Raw genomic sequence first — 19,106 nt, forward strand, 5'->3', positions numbered from 1 at the left:
TCCGGAGGCCCCGTCGCAGGGCCCCGCGAACCGTCCGGCGCAGCGGCCCGCAGTCGGGCGTCCCGGAGACGGGTTCGAGGTTCGCGGTGGGCGCGCGGGTCCGGCCAGGGTGGGTGGAGACGCGGCTCCGGCCGGAGCTGGAGGCCATGCGGCTCCGGCCGGAGGTCCGGGAGGCATCGCCGCGGGCGGCGTCAGCGGTGGCACGCAGGCGGGTCCCGTGGCTGGAGGGGCCGGGAACGACAGTCCGGGCGGATTGGGACTCGAGGGCGGCGTCGCGGGACAGGTGCAGCCGGAAGGCCTGGCGGCGGGCGGCGTGGGTGGCACCGCGCAGCCGCAGGGCGCGATGGAGCAGTTGCTGCAGAGCGCTCGCGACAACGTGCCCGGCTTCACCTGGCTGGAGTCCAAGGTGGACGGGGCCCTCAAGGTGCTCGGAGCCGGCACCGACGTGACGGGCTCGCAGGTGGACATCGAGTCCATGAAGCCGGGCGACAAGTTCTCCACGTCCGGCGGCTTCGACGGCGGCTACAAGATGGGCCGCCTCCAGACGCGCGCGCAGATTGAAGTCAGCTGTGAAGAGGGCATGCGCACCAACCCGACCACGGGCGCGCGCGAGCCGGGGCCCAACTACCGGCTGAGCATCGACTCGGAGATCCTGGGCGGCGTGGGCTTCGAGAACAGCAAGCTCGACGCGAAGCTGCTCGCCGGCGGTGGCGGCAAGGTGGAGTTCAAGTTCGAGACGCCCGCCGAGGTGGCCCGGGCCAATCGCATCATGGACCGCATGAAGACAGGCATGCAGGCCAACATCGCGGGCGCGGCCGACATGCCTCCCAAGGAGGACATCGAGTGGCTGCGGAGCAAGATGGCCGCCGTGGAGCTGCGGGGCACGGGCGCCGCGCAGTTCGCCGCGGACATCCCCGTCCCGGGCGGGCCGCTGGTGAACAACCTCGACGTGGGGGGCAAGGCGCGCTCGGACCGCACGGTCCGCATCGAGTTCCCGGAGGGCAAGCCGCCCGAGGTCGTCATCAAGGACGCCGTCCAGGTGGAGGTGGGTGGCGGCCCGAACCGGAACCTGGAGGTGGACAAGTCCATCGTCGGGCCGGACCGGATGAAGCTGCCCATCAAGGGCGGCGTGAAGGTGGGCACGTCGCTCAAGGGCAGCGGCAAGCTGGAGGTGGAGACGCGCATCCCGCTGCCCGCCGGGTCAAAGACAGACGAAGTCCTCAAGGATCCAAAGGCCGCGCTCGGCCCCGCGCTCAAGGACATGGCGGCGAACTCGCGCAGCAAGGTCACGCTGACGGTGGAGGGCGCTGGCCTGGTCCAGGGCAACGGCAAGGGCACGTCCTACGAGGTCAGCATCGAGGGCAACCCGGGCACGCTCGTGAAGAACGGCGCGTTCGGCAAGCTCCTGGAAGGCGACGTACCGGGGGCGTTCAACACGGCCGGTCAGGACGCGACCGTGGAGTACAAGGAGACGTCCTATACGCAGCGGGGCGTCTCCATGGCGCCCGGCTTCAAGGTCGGCCCCGTGAAGGTGGGCTGGGAGCTGGAAGTGGCGCGGCGCACGGTGGACGGCACACCGACGGTGTGGAAGGGCAACGGCGCGGATGCGGCCCGCTGGCTGGAAGGCACCCAGGAGAAGCAGGCCGCCTGAGGCTACAGCGCCATCGTCCCGGCGATGATCTCCTTCATCACCTCGGACGTGCCGCCGCCAATGGTGAGCATGCGCACGTCGCGCCACGCCCGCGCGACGTGTGACTCCTCCACGTAGCCCATGCCGCCGTAGAACTGCTGGCAGTCATAGGCCACGCGCTGGGCCAGGTCCGTGGTGAGGAGCTTGGCCATCGCGATCTCCTTCACCGGCTTCTGCTTGCGTTTGCGATTGAAGAGCTGCACCGCCTGATAGGTGAGCTGCCTCGCCGCCTCCACGCGGGTGGCGTGGTCCACGAAGGTGTGGCGCCACACCTGGAAGTCCAGGAGCCGCTTTCCAAACGCCTGACGCTCGCGGCCGTAGCGGATGGCTTCACGGAGCAGGTCGTCCATCACCGCCACCGTGTAGAGCGCCGTCACCAGGCGCTCCGCGTGGAAGCTGTTCATGATGTGGAAGAAGCCGTCGTTCTCCCGGCCCAGCACGTAGCGGGCGGGGATGCGGCAGTCCTCGAAGTAGAGGATGGCCATGTCCGACGAGCGGTGCCCCACCTTCTGGAGCTTCTTCGACACGGAGAAGCCCTTCACGTCCGTGGGCAGCGTCACCAGCGAGATGCCCGGCGCGCCCTCCCCGCCCGTGCGCACCGCCAGCACCAGGAAGTCCGCGCGGGCGCCGTTGGAGATCCACGTCTTCGCGCCCTGGATGACGTAGTCGTCGCCGTCCCTTCGCGCGGTGGTGCGCAGCCGGGCCAGGTCCGAGCCCGCGTCCGGTTCGCTCATCGCCAGCGCCGCGATGCGCTCGCCGGTGAGCGCGGGGGCCAGGAACTCGCGCTTCTGCTCGTCGGTGCCCAGCTCGTTGATGACCGGCGTGGCCATCTGTCCCTGCACCAGGAGCGACATCGCCACGCCCCCGTTGCGCGCTCGCGCCAGCTCCTCCGCGAAGGCGGCCACGTACCAATAGTCCAGCCCGCTGCCGCCATATGCCGGGGCGTGGCTGATGCCGAAGAAACCCAGCTCGCCGCAGCGGCGGAACACGTCGCGAGGGAACTCGCCGGCCTGGTCCCACTCCAGCGCGTGCGGGGCCAGCTCCTTCTCGACGAACTGACGCACGGTGCGGCGGAACGCCTCGTGCTCCGGGGTGAAGCGCTCATCCATGGCGCGGGATGCTGTCAGGGCATGCCCCGCGCTTTCAAGCCGCGCCTCCTTCAGCGTGCGCGGATGAACGTGAAGGACAGCGCCTGGCCGCCTCGCTGGAGCGCGAGCAGCGCGGGGCTGCCCGGCGCGCCCAGCTCGCGCCGCCGAGCCTCGCCCGTGTCCAGCACCACCGCTCCGTCGATGGAGCGCAGCACGTCCCCCACCTGGAGGCCCGCCACGTCCGCGCCCTCCGCGATGCCGCTGATGACGACGTCCCGTCCCGTCATGCCGAAGCTCAGGCCCAGCCGCCCCGGCTCCACGCGCTGAAGCCCCAGGCGCCAGTCCCCCAGCGCCTGCGTCTTCCCCGCGGCGAGCGTCACCCGCCGGTCCACCAGCTCCCGCCCCCGGCTCCACGCGGTGAGCCGGTGCGCGCCCGGGGCCAGGTCCTTCAACTCGAAGCGCCCGTCCGCGCCCGTGGTGGGGGACGCGATGCCGTCCGCGTCCACGTACGCGCCCGCGAGCGGTTCGTTCGTGCGCGCATCCACCAGCCGTCCGGACACGCCGCCGCCCGCGTCCACCACCACCTCCACGGCGGCCTCCGCGCCGGACGCGAGCGTCACGTCCACCTTGCCTGCGCGCCCGTCCGGCAGCGTGGCCGTGACGGTGACACGCGTGGGGAAGACGTCGTCCACCTGGAACGAGTCCCCGGAGAACTGACGCTCCACGCGGGAGAGGAAGTCGTCCTCGCCGCGCGCCGCGGTCACGGTCAGCGCGAAGCCCCGCACCTCGCGGCCTCCCGCCGAACGTACGGTGCCCCTCAGCCGGGCCGCGGGCTTCAGCTGGAGCGTGAGCTCCTTCTGGGACGCGGACACGCTCGCGGCCTCGCCCTGCCGTCCGCCATTCGTGGACCAGACGCGCCACGCGTCCGAGCCCAGGCCGTCCAAGGCCAGCACCGCCTGCCCGGCTGCGTCCGTCATCTCCTCCGCCTGGATGTCCGTGTGGCCCGCCTCCGTGGCCATCACCGTCGCGTGGACGCTCGGCGCGCCGTTGGGCTCCAGCACCGTCACGCGGAGCGGCTTCTTGGGTTCGCCCACCACCAGGTCCACGTGGCGCCGGCCGCCCGCCTCCAGCTCCACCACCTGCTGCTGGTCCCCGTTCTGGAAGCGCAGCGCGGACAACCACGCGCTCAACTGATAGCGCCCCGCGCCCACGCGCATCGACCACGTTCCATCCGGCTTCGCGGGCACGTCGACGGACTCGGAGGCCGGAGCACCCACCCGGTGCGCGGTGACCGTCACCGCGCCGGACGGCCGCGCTCCGTCCTCCTTGCGCACGGTGCCCTCCAGCACGCCTTCGCCCACGAGCGTCAGCCGCGCCGTCGCCGTCTTCCCCGCCTCCACGCGCACGGGCTGGCGCACCTGGTCCTCGCTGTCCGCGCGGCGCGCCGCGACGTACACGGTGCCCTCTGGCACATCCTCCAGCGTGAAGCGCCCCTGCGCGTCCGTCACCGAGGGCAGCGCGTCTGGCAGCGGCCGCCACCTGAGCTGGGCCACCACCGTCACACCAGGGAGCGGCGCCTCCGCGCCATCCACCACCGTGCCCTCGATGCGCCCTGGCGCCGCGAGATCCAGCACCAGCTCGAAGCGCTGCCCCGCGAGCACGCCCAGCCCCGTGCGCGTGAGCGGCTGGAAGCCCGGAGCGCGCACCTGCACGTCGTAGGCACCCGGCGCGAGTCCGCCCACCTCGAAGCGTCCATCCGCCTCCGAGCGCACCTGGAGCAGGTCCGCGCGGTCGCCATGCGCGCGCACGCCCACCGTGGCTCCCGCGATGGCCTCGCCCGAGTCCTTGCGCCGCACCACTCCCGCGAGCGACGCCGCGCCGCCCAGGCGGATCCGCACGTCCCTCACCGTCATGCCCGGCCCCACGACGACCGCGCCTCCGGCCGCGCCCGTCTCCGCTCCGTGACGGGCCGTCACCTGGAACGACCCGGGCGGCACGTCCAGCGAGAAGCTCCCCGTGTCTCCGGCCTCCACCTCCACGGCGCCATCCTGGCCCCAGGCGCTCACTCGCGCTCCCGGCGCGGGCGTTCCATCCGCCCGGGTGACGAAGCCCTCGATGAACGCGGAGCCATCCAGCTCCACGCGCAGGTCCGTCCCCGGCACGTGCACGCGCGCGATGCGGTGGGGCGCGTGGCCCGGGGCTCGCGCCTCCAGTTGATATTCACCGCGCGCCAGCCCATGGAACCCGAACGCGCCCCGTGCGTCGCTGAGCGCCTCATGCCGCGCCTCGTCCGGCACCGACGCGCCCGTCTGGAGGAACACGGGGAGCGCGTCCTCGAAGCCGGTATGCGGCGTGAGCGTCAGCTCCGTCATCGGCACGGGTGCGCCGCCCGCGCGCTCCACCGTCAGGCCTGTCAGCGACACACCGGGCTCCAGCAGGAGGCGGACCGTGGACAGCGCTTCTCCATGGGGACGCGTCACCTCCGCGCGCGCCAGGGCGAGCCCTTCCGCGTGCGCGGTGACGAGATAGGGCCCGGGACGCGCGGGCAACACCAGCGCTCCCGCCGCATCCGTCCGGCCCTGCCCCGCCACGCGCCATGACGGCAGCCGTGAGCCTGGGGACGCGGGCCCTCGCAGGTACAGCGTCACCTCCGCGCCCACGAACGGCCCCGAGGCCGTGACGGTCTCCACTCGCAGCGCGCCATCCGCGTCCCGCATGGGCTGTTCGACGGGCGCGGTCGCCCCACCCTCGGTCCGCACCGGGGCCCGCGTCGGGCCGGACGCGGGCCGCTCAGGAGACGCCACCGCTTCAGCGCGCACCGACTCGGCGGGCGAGGCGGCGCGCATCCAGACGAAGACGCCGGCCAGCAGGAGCGCCAGCCCGGCCACCACGACGAACACCTTGCGAGACGACATGCACCCTCCGGGGGAGGTGGGGAGCCGAGCCCCAAGACACCTCACCCGGCCCCCAGGTTCCAAGGGGGTGCCACGCGTTTTCCACCGCCCGCCCCTGCTTCAGGGTGGGCGCCGCCACGCGGTGCTACAGGGGTAGGAACGCGATGCGGATGCCCACGGTGAACAGCGCGTGGAAGCCGTCATCCACGGGCGTGAGCCCCTGGTCGCGGGTGCCCACACCGGTGATGTCCAGCGTCTGCGTCCCGGTGCGAACCGTGTACTGGCCCACGGACGCGGTGATGATGGGCCCCACCGACAGGGACCGCGCCACGCGCACGTCACCGCCCAGCGTGAGGCGCGCGATGGTGGGCCCCCGGTCCGTCACGTGCGTGTCCACGTGCGTGGGGAGGAACACCCCTGGCGCGACCTGCACCTGCGTGTCGCCCTCCACATGGCTCTTGAGGATCTCCAGGCCCACGCCCAGGCCGATCCACGGATCAAAGCCTGAGCCCGGCCGGATGTGGTAGCGGACCTCCGGCCCCACGCGCCACTGGAAGGTGTCGCAGCTGAAGCCCTCCGGGCACGACAGGTCGTTCGTCTTGGTCAGCACCGGCTCCCAGCTGCCCCACACGCCCAGGTAGAACCGCGGAGTCACCCGGAAGCCCAGCTCCGCGATGAGGGGGAAGGAGATCTTCGCGGACTGGGTGATCTTCAGGTCCTCCAGACCGCCGCCCGGGGCCTGACCGTTCGTGTAGACGTAGCCCAGGCCGAAGCCCACGTTGCCGCTCACCGCGAACTGCGGTCCGACGCGCCCCTCCTGGTGGTGTCCCCCCGACTTCTGCATCTCCTCCGAGCTCATCGTGGTGGTCGCGGTCGTCGTGGACGTCTCCGACTCCGTTTGTGGCTCCGGCTCCTGCGCCCCCGCCGACGTGGCGATTCCCAGCGCGGCTGCGAGTGACAGCGTCCAGCGGAACGGCGCATTCATCGAGGTCATCCGGTACATCCTCCGTGTTCGGGATGGATGCGGACGGAAGCAAGCCGCGAGTGCCGTTAGAAGCCACCTGCCTCCAGCGCGCGCCGCCATTCGACAGACACCCCCCCTCTGCGATCAGTCGCGGACATCCACCCCACCCCATGGGGAGGCAACCTGTCGGGGTGGATGGGAAGCGTGCGTGCGGGAGGACCCAGGAGAAGGGACGGGCGCCTTCACCGCGATCCTCAATCTAGCAAGTCGGCCCGAAAATCCAACGGGTTGACCCGGCGGTGGCCAGCGTTCACCTTGCCCGCTCCACGAACGCCCACGGGCGGAAAGGAAAGACATCATGGCCGGCCAGGAGCAGGAGCTGTCGCCCGAGGCGCTCGCGCTCATCGCCGAGGAAGAGGCCCTGCTGTCACGCGTCCAGCAGGCGCTGGCGGAGGCGCGCCGTCAGGCCTCGGAACGCACGCTGGACACACAGGGGCTGATGGCCCAGCTGGCGGTGCTGCGCGACGACGCCACCACGGCGCACGCCGCGGACCTGCCGCACGTCTTCACCCAGATGAACGAGGTGCGCTCCATGCTGGAGCGGCAGGAGGCCGTCCCGCTGCCAGACGCGCACGCCCCCTACTTCGCGCACCTGCGCCTGTCCGGGCCCACGGGCGCGCGCGACTACCTGCTCGGCCGCACCAGCTTCGCCAACCTCTCCGCCGGCGTGCGCGTCATCGACTGGAGATTCGCCCCCGTCGCGCGCGTCTTCTACAACTACGAGGAGGGCGACGCGTTCGAGGAGTACTTCGGAGACCGGCTCTCCGAAGGCGAGGTGGAGGCGCGCCGGCTGGTCATCATCGAGAAGGGCGTCCTCACCCGCATCAGCACCGGCCCCTACCTGCTCCAGCGCGATTCACAAGGCCGCTGGCACTCGCGCGGCCGTGACGCGGCCTCCGTGCTCGCGGGCGGCAGCGGCACCGCCGCGCGTCCGGGCTTCCTGGGCGTGGGCCGGGGCGCCACGCACGTGGAGGACGCCTTCGGCGTGACGGCGCTCCTGGACGCGGAGCAGTACGCCGCCGTCAGCACCGGCCCGGAGCAGCCGCTGCTGGTGCTGGGCAGCGCGGGCAGCGGCAAGACGACGGTGGCGCTGCACCGGCTGGCCAAGGTCATCTTCGACGACGCGAAGTCATACCCGCAGGCGCGCACCAAGGTCGTCGTCCCGGAGGAGGGCCTGGCCCGGCTCACGCGCCGGCTGCTCGCGCCGCTGGGCCTGGGCAAGGTGTCCGTGGAGACGCTGGAGGCCTGGTCGCTGGCCACCGCGAGAAGCGCCTTCAGCGTGCCGGGCATCAAGCTGTCCCCGGACACGCCCGCGCTCGTCTCGCGCTTCAAGCGCCACCCCGCCCTGCGCCGCGCGCTGGCCGGCCGCTTGCCCTTGTTCAAGGGCAAGGCCCTGCCCCCCACGCTGGACCGGCTGCGCATCAAGCTGGCGGACGCGTACATGGACCGCGCCTTCCTGGAGGCCGTGGTGGCGGACGCGAAGGGAGAGCTGCCGCGCACCGTGGTGGCGGAGGTGATGGAGCACACCAGGCAGCAGACCGCCACGCCGCTGTCGCGCCAGTACAAGGGCTTCGACGAGGACCGGCTCGTCACCGTGGACGGGCGCGCGATTGAAGCGGACACGCCGGACGCGCTCGCGGGCACCGTGGACGCGGACGACCTGCCCGTCCTCATGTTCCTCAAGGCGCAGCGGGGTCATCTGGGCGCGGAGCGGCTGGCGCACGTGGTGCTGGACGAGGCGGAGGACTTCTCCCTCTTCGAGCTCTTCGTCGTCAGCCAGCTGCTCGGCGACAGCCGCAGCTGCACGCTCGCCGGAGATGAGGTGCAACAGACGACGGCGGGCTTCGCCGGCTGGGACGCCGCGCTGGACGAGCTGGGCATCCGCGACGCCGCCACCTGCCGGCTCCAGGTGTCCTACCGCTGCCCGCGCCCGGTGGTGGAGCTGGCGCAGCACGTCTTGGGCACCCAGTCCCCGGCCACCGCCGCGAAGGCCGGCCGCGAGGGAGCCCCCGTGGGCTTCCACCACTTCCCCGACGAGGCCCAGGCGTGGCTGTTCCTGGGAGACGCCCTGCGCGACCTGGTGCTGCGCGAGCCGCACGCGTCGGTGGGCGTCATCGCCAGCAGCCGCGAGTCCGCCCAGTCCTTCCACCGCGTCATCCGGGAGATGCCCTGGGCGCGGCTGGTGCTGGAGGGCGACTTCTCCTTCGAGCCCGGCGTGGACGTGACGGACGTGGACAACGTGAAGGGCCTGGAGTTCGACTACGTCGTCCTGCCGGACGTCACCGCGCGCGCCTACCCCGCGGACGACGAGGCCCGCCGCAGGCTGCACGTCGCCGTCACCCGCTCCTCCCACCAGCTGTGGGTGGCCTCCTCCGCCGTGCGCTCCCCGCTCATCCGCACCTTCCCCGGCGCGGACGCGTCGATTCAGGGCTGACGGCCACCACCGGCCCGCCACTCCTTCTGCCGCTGGGCGTGGGCCTCGCGGCGCGACAGCGCCTCCGACTCCTGGCGCGGAAGCTCCGCCAGGCGCGTGCGGTGCATGTTCACGCTCAGCTCCAGCAGGCCCCGGTGCTCCGAGGGCAGCTTGTCGCCGTAGTCCTGCAGCATCGTGGTGGCGAAGGCGATGGCGTCCTCGGACACCTGGCGGCGGTGCTCGTAGTACTGGTGCACCTCCTCCTCCGAGGCCTCGTTGGACAGCACCTTGCCGTAGAGCGCGTTCCACTTCGCCTTCACGCCCTCCCGGCGGCTCAGCTCCGCCGGGTCCTTCGTGGGCGCGTCCATTTCAAAGTACAGGTTGCCCGGCAGCTTCGCGCGCAGCGCCTCCAGGTCCACCGGATAGGGGGCGGCCTCCGGGTCCGGTGCCGCCGCCTGCACCTGGGCCGTGGCCGCGCCCACCAGGTCCAGCCCGCCGTCCTTCGCGCGGGGCACCGCCGGCGTGGAAGCGAACACGGGCGGCGGCACGGGGGCCTGCGTCACGGGCGCGGGCGCCACCACCGGCGCGGCGTCCCGCGGAGCCGGCCCGCCAAAGACAAGCCACGCCCCCACCGCCAGGACCAGGACTCCCGCCGTGCCCAGGGGCAGCTTCCAACGCGCGTGCGTGCTCATGCCAAGGCCATACCCCGCGCCCCGCACCCGCCGCAACCCGTGCCATGCCCTTACGGCGACGCACTGCGCAATTGATACATTTAAAACATGTCACGACGCGTCAATTCTCAATTCCTGGCTGACGCGCGACGACAATCCCAATCGTTTCGGATGGAATGCTGCACCCAACATGGAATTCACTATTTTCACCGCAAGCGAAGTTTCCCCGCTTACGGCTGATAAACAAAAACGTATCATCCGCGGCCGCAACCCCACTCACTACTCCCCCTTTGGAGGAAGCCGCATGAGAAGTTTTCTCTGGATGAGCCTTCTGGCCCTCTCTGCCCCCGTGGGCGCCGCGCATGCTGAAGTGCTGGTGGAAGGCATCGTCGACGTGCTGGTGGACGGCGGCAATACCTACCCCTGGCAGAAGGTGACGCTGCCCGGCCTGAAGTGTGGCAACGGCTCGCAGTACAAGTTCTTCGTGCACAAGACGGGTTCGCCCAACCTGCTGTTCATGATGGAGGGCGGTGGCGCGTGCTGGGACTACGATTCCTGTAGCGGCCGCCTGGGCATCCTGGGCGCGGCGAACCCCAACGGCATCGCCGACGACTACATGACGCAGTTCACGGCCAAGTACGTGTCCCCCATCGTCAACGGGGCGGACCCGGGCCTGCCCTTCCGCGACCGCAAGGACATCGTCACGAAGGGCTGGAACGTCGTCTACCTGCCGTACTGCACGGGCGACGTGCACATCGGCAACAACGCCAAGACGTACGTGGACAGCACCGGCGGCCAGGCGCCGCTGACCTGGTACCACAACGGCTACACCAACACGCTGGCCGCGGCGAACTACGCCAAGCAGAACTTCCCCAGCGTGCAGAAGCTGCTGGTGACGGGCTACAGCGCGGGCGGCACGTCCACCTCCGCCGGCTACTACTTCATCCGCAAGGCCATCAACCCGGCCAAGGGGTACATGATCAACGACTCCGGCCCCATCTTCATGGCGCCGAACGCGAACTCCCTGTCGCGCCCGCTGCACGACAAGATCCGCTCGTCGTGGAACCTGGACTCGGTGTTCAGCCAGCTGCCGGCCAGCTTCAACATCAACGACATGGGCTCCATCAACAAGATGGTGGCCACGGAGTTCCCGAACGACCAGCTCGCGTACACGGGCTACACGCTGGACTACAACTACTCGCGCTATTCGTATGAGCGCTTCAAGACGCCCAACGACCAGGCGTCCATCCACGCGTACTGGAAGCAGGACCAGGATGCGTTCGTGAACGAGCTGAACAAGTACAACAACTTCAGCTATTTCATCCCGCACCACCGCGCCATCAACCAAAGCCACTGCAGCACCATCATCACCTTCGTGGGCGCGCACGCCTGCCAGCGGATGGAGAAGAAGTACTGGTACGAGTACATCGACAGCCCGTGGCAGTCCTGGGCCTGCCACAGCGAGATGGTCCCCATGGACGTCTTCCTGTCGCGCTTCATCAACAACAACCAGCGCATCCGCATCTACGAGCCGGCCAACAACTACAACAACGAGGACGCGGGCATGAGCATCCTCGCGCCCCTCATCAACGGCGCGCTCGGCGGGTAGTCCCCACCGTCGCTTCGCTGAAATGAAAACGGGAGCGGGCCCCAGGGGTCCGCTCCCGTTGTCTTTTCCGGGGCCTGTCAGGCCACCAGGAGGCTTCAGCTGAGGTCGAGCGTGCCCGCGTAATCGTCGTGGCCGAAGCGATCCACGTTCACGCCGAAGGCCTGGGCAATGGAGGTGAGCAGCTTGTTGTGCGGCACCGCGCCCTCCAGCTTCGCGCCCGGGCCCTTCCAGTCGCCCAGCGGGTCCTTCCCGGGGCGCAGGGACAGCATGCGGCCCATGCGGAACTTCCCGCCCGCGCCGCCCGCCAGCACCGTGGGGATGGACACGTTCATGTGGCCGGCGGCGTCGCCCAGCTCGTTCCCCCACAGGATGACGGTGTTGTCGAGCACCGTGCCGCTGCCCTCCGGGATGGACTTGAGCGTGTCCATCAGCCGCGCCAGCTGTTCGGAGTACCACCGCTGCACCGCCACCATGCGCAGGCGGATTTCGGTGCGCGCCGGCTCGGACTGGGTGTCCGTGCGGTGGGCGATGTCGTTGTGGATGTCCTCGTCGATGCCAATCCACGGCATGGACGGGCCGGGGATGGTCATGGTCACCACGCGCGTCAAATCACACGCGAACGCACGGGCGATGAGGTCCATGTGCAGTTCGGTGAGGGCGGGCATGTTGTTGATGTCACCCAGGTCGGTGTTGGCGGGCTTCACCGGCGCGGAGCAGTTGAGCGCGCCCGAGTTGGTGAGCCGCCGCTCGATGTCGCGCAGCGCCGCCAGGTGCGTGTCCAGCTTGGTGCCTTCCGCGGCCGCCAGCCGCGACTTCAGCCGGGTGGCGTCCTTGATGAGGTAGTCCAGGAGGCTCTTGCGCTTGGACAGCATGGCCTGCGCCTCCGCCTCGGAGCCGCCCATGCTGGCGAAGAGCCGCTTGTAGACGTTGGCGGGGTTCAGCTCGAACGGCACGCGCGAGCCGTTCTCCGTGAAGGAGATGCTGTTGTAGACGTGCTGGGCGCCGAACTGCTCGAAGGCGTGCAGCTGCAGCGAGCGGAACTGGGTGGAACCGCCCACCGCGTTGCCAATCACCTGGTCCAGGGACGCGTTGGCGGGCAGCTCGTCACCGCTGGACACCTCCACCTGGCTGCCGGTGAGGAAGGTGACGGGGCCGCCCTCGTGGCCGGTGCGGCCGTGCTCGTAGAGGACGCGGTAGTCCAGGCCGTCCAGCACCAGGAGCTTGTCCCGGTGGCGCTGGAGCGGCTGGAGGACGGAGTTCTCGAAGTCGATGTTGAAGCTGGTGTCATTGCCCTTGGGCACCCAGTACTCCGGCAGGAGGCCGTGGGGGGTGAACAGGGCGATGAAGCGCAGGGGCGCGGCGTCCGCCGCTTCGGCGACGGAGCTGGTGAGCAGGTGCGCGAAGGGCGCCGCCATGGCCGTGCCGGACAGGAGCTTCAGGATGCTGCGTCGGGAGAAGTCGCGGGGCATGGAAGTCAAAGCTCAACGGGTGGGCAGACGCCGCTGGGTGAAGGAAGACGAACGCACCAGGCTGACCAGCGCTTCGGTGATTTTCATGCCATCCGTGCGGTAGGGGCCCGTGCGCATGGCGGCGAGCAGCTCCGCGTCCGAGGCGTGCTCATCACGCCCCATGGCGTAGCGCACGAACTGCAACGGCACGCAGTTGGCCAATTCCTCGCTCGTCGTCAGGAAGCGCGCCAGCTGCGCGCCGCCGGTGAAGTTGCCCAGGTTGGTGGTGCCGTCCCTGGCGATGACCGCGCCGCTGGCGTCCACCTTCTTGCCGTTCTCCTCCGTGCGGTGCTGGCCCAGGCCGTCGAAGTCCTCCATGCCGAAGCCCATGGGGTCGATGGTCTTGTGGCAGCTGGCGCACGCGGCGTTGTCGGTGTGCGCAGCGAAGCGCTCGCGGGTGGTGGCGTTCTCCGACAGGGCCGGGGGAATGGTGGACACGTTGGCCGGCGGCGCGGGCACCGTGCGGCACAACAGGCGCGTGAGCACGAACTTGCCGCGCTTGATGGGCGAGGACGAGTCGAAGTGGGCGTACGTGGACATCACGCCCGCCTGCGTGAGGATGCCCAGGCGCTCCGGCGGCAGCGTCACGCGGCCCAGGCCCGTGTTGTCATCCACGTTGGTGCGCTCCAGCTCGCCGTAGAAGTTCGCCAGCGTCTCGTCCACGAACGAGTAGTTGGCGCCCAAGAGCTCCGCCACGGAGCCCGAGTGCTCCTTCACGATGAAGTCGATGAAGGCGTCGCGCTCGCGGACCATGGAGTCGCGGAAGTCCACGCTGTAGTCCGGGTACACCAGGTTGTTCTTGTTGACCTTGGCCAGGCCACCCAGCCCCAGCCACTCCACGAAGAACTGGCGCAGCTTCACCTGCGCGGCCTCCGTCTTGAGCAGGCGGCGCGCCTGGGCCTCGCGCTCGTCGGGCGAGGACAGCGTGCCGGCCTTGGCGGAGGCGAGCAGCGTGGCGTCCGGCGGTCCACCGGTCACCATGAAGGACAGCTCGGAGGCGAGCTCGTAGGCGGTCAGCTCCACCACCTGGCCCTTGCGGGCGGTCTCCGGCCCCAGCTCCGTGCGGTACAGGAAGGACGAGGAGGAGAAGAGCGCCTGGAGCACCAGCTCCGCGCCCGTCGCCATGGTGCCGCCCTTCTTGCCCTCGTTGAAGAGGGCCAAGAGGTCCGTCTCCTCCTCCGCCGTCACCGGCCGGCGGAAGGCGCGCTCACCCACGCGCTGGATGAAGGACCGCGCGCACTCGTCCTGCGTCTTGCCCTTGGGGCACGCGTAGAGGTCACTCAGTTGTGACTTGCCCTGCTCCGCCAGCGTCACCGCGGCGGTGTCGAGCTGATCCGCCAGGAGCGACGTCACCTGGAGCCGCTCGTGGGTGGAGAAGCCGAGGATGGTGTCCTCGGCCGCGAAGCCCTGGGCGATGTCCACCTCGGTGCCCAGCACCGCGGCGGCGGACTTGTTGTACTCGTCGCGCGTCAGCCGGCGCACCCGAGCGGGGGCCGCCGCGCTTTCAAGCTCCGCGTCCTGCCCACCGATGTTGCCGGTGCAGGCGGAGGCGGACAGCACGAGAGCGGAGGACAGGTAGAAACGACGCAATGGCATGATGTCTGGCATTCCTCGCATCCGCGCGGCCTGGAGCACCGGCGCACAGGCGGCTCGCATTGTACTGGTTGCTCCCCACGCGGACAGGGGTGAATTCATTTCCGAGCGTTTCCATGCTTCCCCAAGGAAGAAGCGGCACTCACGGAGCAGGAAGTGCGAACGCACCGGTCAGGTGCGCACACGGTGCGTAGCGACTCAGGGAGGAACTTCCTCACCTCGCGCCTTCCACCAGTTCTCCCCGTAGCTGATGAAGATCTGCTCACCAGGGTGGATGTCCCGCAGTGCGTGATAACGGAACACATCGCGGTCCTCCGCGCGGCTGTAGGACGCGTTGGGGTCGCTGGCGTGATTATAGATCATCCCGTAGCCCATCACGAGCGCGACCCAGTCGCCCTTGCGGGGCTCCTCGTGGCGGTGCCAGCGAATCTCGAAAACATAATCATCGAGCGGTTCACCCCGGCACTGCCGCTGCGGGACCTTGAGGTAGTGGCACTCCTCGATGAGCTCACCCGCGGCGATGAAGGTGTCGGTGAAGACGCCCATGCCCCACTCGCACGGCCGCACCTTCACGCCGGGGTGGAGGAACAGCGCCGGGCCCAGGTTCATGAGTGCTTCGCTCTCCCTTCCGGTGTCGTCCACGCGGCGCGAACCATCGCGCAAGACGGGCGGCCACGGGAAGCGGCGGCGAAAGGCGTGGGACCTTCCGCGACTTCCGGCGAAGTCAGCCTGCCTGCCCCCCGGGCACGGGGCGGCGGTGGAAGGTGTGGCGTAGCAGGTACAGGCCGGGAAGCAGGGGCAGCCACAGGGTGAAGCCGCGCAGGAGCAGGGTGCCCGCGAGCGCCGCCTCCACCGGGACGCCGAAGAGGTTGAGCATGCCCACGGACGCGGCCTCGTAGGTGCCCACGCCCCCAGGGATGATGGACACCGTCTCCGCCATGGAGGCCACCATGAAGCTGACGAACACGGTGCTCAGGGGGACCTCCTGCCCCAGTGCCTGGAGCATGGCGCCCAGCGTGGCCGCGTCCAGCACGTAGACGCCCAGTTGCAGCAGGACGCCGCGCACGAGCAGGCCGGGGTTGAGCAGCATGCCGGGCGGCACCTCCGCGATGGCCTTGAGCAGGGTGCCCAGGGACGGGATGCGCCGGGCGAAGCGGCCCGGCTTCCACTCGCGGTGCCGCGTGGCCCAGAGGATGCCCAGCGGGATGATCAACGCCACCACGCCGAAGCCGGTGACGAGCCATTGGATCCACTCGTTCAGCTCGGACCTGCGCCAGAGGAAGAAGAGGCTCACACCCACGCCCAGCGCCTGCGCGATGTAGAAGCACAGCACCGTGAGCAGCACCGCGCCCGCGGCGATGCCAGGGTTCGCGCCCTGGCGGCGCAGCCCGCGGCCCACGAGCAGCGACCCGCCCACGCCGCCGGTGGGAATCACCTGGTCGAACGCGAGCTTCATCAGCGACAGCCGCGCCAGCGACCAGAGCGAGGTCTTGATGCGCGCCCGGTGCAGGACCGTCCACCAGATGCCCGCCACGCACAGGTACGTGCCCACCTGACACGCGGCGGCCACCAGCAGCCACGCGGGCCGGGCCTGCCGCAGCAGCTCCAGGAACTGCTTCTCCTCGTTGTGCCGGGAGAGGATGAACGCAAGGAGCGCCACGAGCGCCAGCACCCCTGGAATCCACCAGCCCCGCCGTCGCCTCGTTGGCACCTCCAGCGGCTCTTCCAGGGTGGGGATGGGTTCGGCGCGAGTGCCCTCCATGCGTCTCCTTCCAGGGAATGGGCTGGCTTCGGAAAGGATGCGCTTCGCGGCCCCACGGGGCAGGTCCTGAAGCATGGCAGCCCGCCTGCTCTCCAAGCGGGCGAGCAGTGACTCCAGGCTCCAGCGGCTTCGGGGGTGGCCTTCTTCAGCGGGCGCAGTCGCCCGTCACCTGCGGGGCCGCCGCCCCGTTGACGGTGTTGCCGCTGAAGGTGTTGCCGACGCCCAGCACCAGCTCGGTGGCGTCGCCGCCGCCCCGGTTGCAGACGATGACGCCCCCGGCGCCGGCCTGGTTGCCGGTGAAGGTGTTGCCGCGCAGGGTGACGCCCGCGTTGGGCACGTCCTCCAGGTAGAGGGCCGCCCCGGGCCCGCGCACGGCGGCGTTGTTCTCGAAGATGTTGTTCTCGATGAGGTCGTGGTCGGGCTGGAAGTAGTGCAGCGCTCCGCCGCCGCCCAGGTCGTAGTGGTTCGTGCCGTTGGGCCACACCTCGTAGGTGCGCGGCTGGAGCGCGTTGGACCGGCTGCCCCGGAAGGCGGACAGCGTGTTGTTCCGGAAGGTGTTGCCACGCACGATGGAGTTGCGCCCGTGGGTGACGCACATCGCGCCGCCCCCGGACGTGGCCCCGTCGCCGGTGGCGAAGCGGTCGATGTCGCGGGTGCGGTTGTTCTCGAAGAGGGTGTCCGTCACCACCGAGCCGTCGGTGAACATCAGGTCCAGCGCGCCGCACTTGCCGGAGGACTCGTTGTCGCGGAAGAGCGAGTGCTCGATGGTGACCGGCCCCGGGTAGTAGGCCCACAGCGCGCCGCGCGTGCGGTCCCGGTCGCCGTTGTAGTCATTCTTGCGCACCTTCTCGAAGACCATGTGCCGGAAGACGGGGTCGCCGTCGCCCTTGGACTGGTCTCCGAAGAAGTTCATGCCCCACCAGCCGTAGGGATTGGTGGAGGTGAAGGTCACCGGCGCGCTGGCGGTGCCCTGCACCAGGATGCGGCCGTACACGCGCAGCTCCACGCGGCCGTTCTGGTGGTTCATCACGTCCTGCGCGCTGTCGCGCACGTCCGCGTCCGTCACGGAGGGGTTGCCCTTGAAGTCGATGACCACGCCCGGCTCCACCGTCGTCGTCTGGCCCTTGGGGATGGTGACGACGTACTGCGCGTTGCCCACGACGCGGTATGGAGAGCCGGCCAGCGTCAGGCGCGCGGGCATCGTGCCCGCCACCTGCGTGCCGCCGTCTCCGGGGATGACTACGCCTCCATCGGCGGTGCCCGCGTCCGGGGTACCGGCATCGGACGCCCCCGCGTCCGACGTGCCCGCGTCCGACGTGCCCGCGTCCGACGTGCCCGCGTCTCGGTCCGGAGTCCCCGCGTCGTCGCGGTCCGGCGAGCCACTGTCGGGCACGATGCCCGACGGCACCTCTTCAACCGGTTCGACTTCGCCGGAGCACCCCACCCCACCTCCCAGCAGGCAGAGGACGGACAGGACGATGTGGAGCGTGGCGGAGCGGTTCATGGTCTCTCTTCCCGGAAGCGCTCTGGTAGAAGCCCGCGCATGTCCGATGACATCCTCGTGCTGGCGTACTCCGGATGTGACACCTGCAAGAAGGCGCTGAAGTGGCTGGAGGCGCGAGGCGTCTCCTACAAGACGCGCCCCATCGTGGACCAGCCGCCCACCGTGGCGGAGCTGCTCCAATGGATTCCAAAGAGCGGCGTGTCCGTGCGCAAGTGGCTCAACACCAGCGGGCAGAGCTACCGCGCGCTCGGCAAGGAGCAGGTCGACGCGGCCTCCGACGCGGAACTGGTGGAGTGGCTGGCGAAGGACGGGAAGCTGGTGAAGCGGCCAGTGCTCGTCACGAAGAAGGCCGTCACCGTGGGCTTCAAGCCGGAGGCCTACGAGGCGCTCTTCCCCCTTCACGCGTCTTGAGGGCAGGCGGGCGGACGAGCCCCCGTCCGAGCGTCGTCGCGTGCGGGGCCGGTTGCCACGTTGAGTGGGCATGGAAATCGGAACCAGACGCCCGTTGGGGGAGATCCTCCTGGAGCTGGGAGTGGTCGACAAAGGCCAGCTCCGCCTGGGGCTGGTGCACCACCACGAGGTCCATGTCCCGCTGGGCCGCGCCCTGGTGAGCGAGGGCGTGTGCACGGAGGCGGACGTCCTGCGCGGGCTGGCCATCCAGTTCGACGTGGAGGCCGTGGACCTGGACCGGCATCCGCTCGACCGTGCCCTGACCAAGCTGGTGCCCGCGCGCATCGCCCGGCAGTACGGCGTCGTACCGCTGCGGCTGGAGACGCGCGAGGACCGGGAGGTGCTCCACCTGGCCGTGCCCGCGCCGCTGTCGCTGGACGCGGTGGATGACGTGCGGGCCGTGTCCGGCAAGGCACGCGTGGAGCCACACCTGGCCTCCGACGGCGCCCTGTCCCGCGCGCTCAGCGCCCTCTATGGCATCCGCGAGACGGCCGGGGCCGCGCCGGAGCCGAGCCGCCCCGCCGTGCCCAGCCCGCCGCTGATTCTCTACGGATGGCCGCCCGTCACCGCGGTGCTCATCTCCCGCACGCTGGCGCGCAACGGCATCCCGTCGCGCGTCGCCACGCCGCTGGACGTGCTGCACACGCGCGACAACGATTTGGTGCTCGCCCCCCTCCAGGCCATGGAGGGGCTGCTCGCGGGCGAGGTCCACATCGAGGGCGCGCTCATCGTCCACGGGACGTCGGACGATGAGGGCTTCGAACGGGCGCGCAAGCTGGAGGCGCGCGGCTTCCTGGCCAACCCGCGCGACGAGGAGCTGCTCCTGCGCGCCGTGCGCAGGCTGCGTCCCGATGCGGGCAGCGAGAACTCCTGGCCGCGCCACTCCTGACGCGGGAGGGC

Annotated in this window: 13 protein-coding genes and 1 pseudogene; 5 read left to right on the forward strand and 9 right to left on the reverse strand. The window is 70.2% G+C overall.

The genetic code is table 11. From position 1 onward, the window contains the following. A pseudogene (locus tag D7Y21_RS09895) lies at positions 1-1,651 on the forward strand (hypothetical protein); the annotation flags it as partial. A 2-nt stretch (positions 1,652-1,653) separates the two neighbouring features. Here D7Y21_RS09895 and D7Y21_RS09900 read toward each other — a convergent pair. The 3 genes from D7Y21_RS09900 to D7Y21_RS09910 form a co-directional block, all read right to left on the reverse strand. After that, positions 1,654-2,799, reverse strand: coding sequence for an acyl-CoA dehydrogenase family protein (locus D7Y21_RS09900; protein ID WP_120564830.1), 1,146 nt, complete (start codon positions 2,797-2,799; stop codon positions 1,654-1,656). Positions 2,800-2,849: 50 nt separating this feature from the next. After that, positions 2,850-5,693, reverse strand: a complete 2,844-nt coding sequence (locus D7Y21_RS09905; RefSeq protein ID WP_121712766.1) for a carboxypeptidase regulatory-like domain-containing protein — start codon at positions 5,691-5,693, stop codon at positions 2,850-2,852. Positions 5,694-5,817: 124 nt separating this feature from the next. Further along, a complete protein-coding gene (locus tag D7Y21_RS09910; protein ID WP_120564832.1) occupies positions 5,818-6,666 on the reverse strand; it encodes a hypothetical protein in 849 nt (282 codons plus the stop codon). Positions 6,667-6,994: 328 nt separating this feature from the next. On the opposite strand from D7Y21_RS09910, the gene D7Y21_RS09915 reads away from it, so the two are divergent. Beyond that, positions 6,995-9,130 (forward strand): ATP-binding domain-containing protein, encoded by a 2,136-nt coding sequence (locus tag D7Y21_RS09915; RefSeq protein ID WP_121712767.1) that lies wholly within the window; start codon positions 6,995-6,997, stop codon positions 9,128-9,130. On the opposite strand, the gene D7Y21_RS09920 is transcribed toward D7Y21_RS09915, so the two are convergent. Then, the gene (locus D7Y21_RS09920; RefSeq protein ID WP_121712769.1) at positions 9,121-9,801 is read right to left on the reverse strand and encodes a hypothetical protein; all 681 of its coding nucleotides are present in this window, start codon (positions 9,799-9,801) and stop codon (positions 9,121-9,123) included. The two genes, D7Y21_RS09915 and D7Y21_RS09920, sit on opposite strands and share 10 nt — an antisense overlap. Positions 9,802-10,102: 301 nt before the next feature. On the opposite strand from D7Y21_RS09920, the gene D7Y21_RS09925 reads away from it, so the two are divergent. Continuing rightward, positions 10,103-11,389 (forward strand): pectin acetylesterase-family hydrolase, encoded by a 1,287-nt coding sequence (locus tag D7Y21_RS09925; protein ID WP_304988560.1) that lies wholly within the window; start codon positions 10,103-10,105, stop codon positions 11,387-11,389. 95 nt (positions 11,390-11,484) lie between these two features. Here D7Y21_RS09925 and D7Y21_RS09930 read toward each other — a convergent pair whose 3' ends face one another. The 5 genes from D7Y21_RS09930 to D7Y21_RS09950 all read right to left on the reverse strand — a co-directional run bounded on the left by D7Y21_RS09930 (position 11,485) and on the right by D7Y21_RS09950 (position 17,756). Further along, on the reverse strand, positions 11,485-12,858 hold the full coding sequence (locus tag D7Y21_RS09930) for a DUF1552 domain-containing protein (protein ID WP_120564836.1): 1,374 nt from the start codon (positions 12,856-12,858) through the stop codon (positions 11,485-11,487). Positions 12,859-12,870: 12 nt separating this feature from the next. Next, positions 12,871-14,493 carry a DUF1592 domain-containing protein gene (locus D7Y21_RS09935; RefSeq protein WP_233591697.1) on the reverse strand — a complete coding sequence of 541 codons (1,623 nt, stop codon included), beginning with the start codon at positions 14,491-14,493 and terminating at the stop codon, positions 12,871-12,873. Between the two features lie 195 nt (positions 14,494-14,688). Beyond that, positions 14,689-15,099 carry an SET domain-containing protein-lysine N-methyltransferase gene (locus D7Y21_RS09940; RefSeq protein ID WP_120564838.1) on the reverse strand — a complete coding sequence of 137 codons (411 nt, stop codon included), beginning with the start codon at positions 15,097-15,099 and terminating at the stop codon, positions 14,689-14,691. A 115-nt stretch (positions 15,100-15,214) separates the two neighbouring features. Further along, positions 15,215-16,252, reverse strand: a complete 1,038-nt coding sequence (locus D7Y21_RS09945; RefSeq protein ID WP_120564839.1) for a lysylphosphatidylglycerol synthase transmembrane domain-containing protein — start codon at positions 16,250-16,252, stop codon at positions 15,215-15,217. 145 nt (positions 16,253-16,397) lie between these two features. Beyond that, positions 16,398-17,756 (reverse strand): right-handed parallel beta-helix repeat-containing protein, encoded by a 1,359-nt coding sequence (locus D7Y21_RS09950; RefSeq protein ID WP_121712773.1) that lies wholly within the window; start codon positions 17,754-17,756, stop codon positions 16,398-16,400. A gap of 39 nt (positions 17,757-17,795) precedes the next feature. Between D7Y21_RS09950 and D7Y21_RS09955 the strand changes: the two genes are divergently transcribed. After that, positions 17,796-18,167 carry a Spx/MgsR family RNA polymerase-binding regulatory protein gene (locus tag D7Y21_RS09955; RefSeq protein WP_121712775.1) on the forward strand — a complete coding sequence of 124 codons (372 nt, stop codon included), beginning with the start codon at positions 17,796-17,798 and terminating at the stop codon, positions 18,165-18,167. A 70-nt stretch (positions 18,168-18,237) separates the two neighbouring features. Further along, the gene (locus D7Y21_RS09960) at positions 18,238-19,095 is read left to right on the forward strand and encodes a general secretion pathway protein GspE (protein WP_120564842.1); all 858 of its coding nucleotides are present in this window, start codon (positions 18,238-18,240) and stop codon (positions 19,093-19,095) included. Positions 19,096-19,106 lie beyond the last annotated feature (11 nt).

Source organism: Corallococcus sp. AB045 (genome assembly GCF_003668895.1).
GTDB lineage: Bacteria > Myxococcota > Myxococcia > Myxococcales > Myxococcaceae > Corallococcus > Corallococcus coralloides.

What these genes read in the sequence shown, in the direction of transcription:
- D7Y21_RS09900 (WP_120564830.1), bottom strand. Translation starts at nt 2,799, where the DNA reads ATGGATGAGCGCTTCACCCCGGAGCACGAGGCGTTCCGCCGCACCGTG.
- D7Y21_RS09905 (WP_121712766.1), bottom strand. Translation starts at nt 5,693, where the DNA reads ATGTCGTCTCGCAAGGTGTTCGTCGTGGTGGCCGGGCTGGCGCTCCTG.
- D7Y21_RS09910 (WP_120564832.1), bottom strand. Translation starts at nt 6,666, where the DNA reads ATGACCTCGATGAATGCGCCGTTCCGCTGGACGCTGTCACTCGCAGCC.
- D7Y21_RS09915 (WP_121712767.1), top strand. Translation starts at nt 6,995, where the DNA reads ATGGCCGGCCAGGAGCAGGAGCTGTCGCCCGAGGCGCTCGCGCTCATC.
- D7Y21_RS09920 (WP_121712769.1), bottom strand. Translation starts at nt 9,801, where the DNA reads ATGAGCACGCACGCGCGTTGGAAGCTGCCCCTGGGCACGGCGGGAGTC.
- D7Y21_RS09925 (WP_304988560.1), top strand. Translation starts at nt 10,103, where the DNA reads ATGAGCCTTCTGGCCCTCTCTGCCCCCGTGGGCGCCGCGCATGCTGAA.
- D7Y21_RS09930 (WP_120564836.1), bottom strand. Translation starts at nt 12,858, where the DNA reads ATGCCCCGCGACTTCTCCCGACGCAGCATCCTGAAGCTCCTGTCCGGC.
- D7Y21_RS09935 (WP_233591697.1), bottom strand. Translation starts at nt 14,493, where the DNA reads ATGCCATTGCGTCGTTTCTACCTGTCCTCCGCTCTCGTGCTGTCCGCC.
- D7Y21_RS09940 (WP_120564838.1), bottom strand. Translation starts at nt 15,099, where the DNA reads ATGAACCTGGGCCCGGCGCTGTTCCTCCACCCCGGCGTGAAGGTGCGG.
- D7Y21_RS09945 (WP_120564839.1), bottom strand. Translation starts at nt 16,252, where the DNA reads ATGGAGGGCACTCGCGCCGAACCCATCCCCACCCTGGAAGAGCCGCTG.
- D7Y21_RS09950 (WP_121712773.1), bottom strand. Translation starts at nt 17,756, where the DNA reads ATGAACCGCTCCGCCACGCTCCACATCGTCCTGTCCGTCCTCTGCCTG.
- D7Y21_RS09955 (WP_121712775.1), top strand. Translation starts at nt 17,796, where the DNA reads ATGTCCGATGACATCCTCGTGCTGGCGTACTCCGGATGTGACACCTGC.
- D7Y21_RS09960 (WP_120564842.1), top strand. Translation starts at nt 18,238, where the DNA reads ATGGAAATCGGAACCAGACGCCCGTTGGGGGAGATCCTCCTGGAGCTG.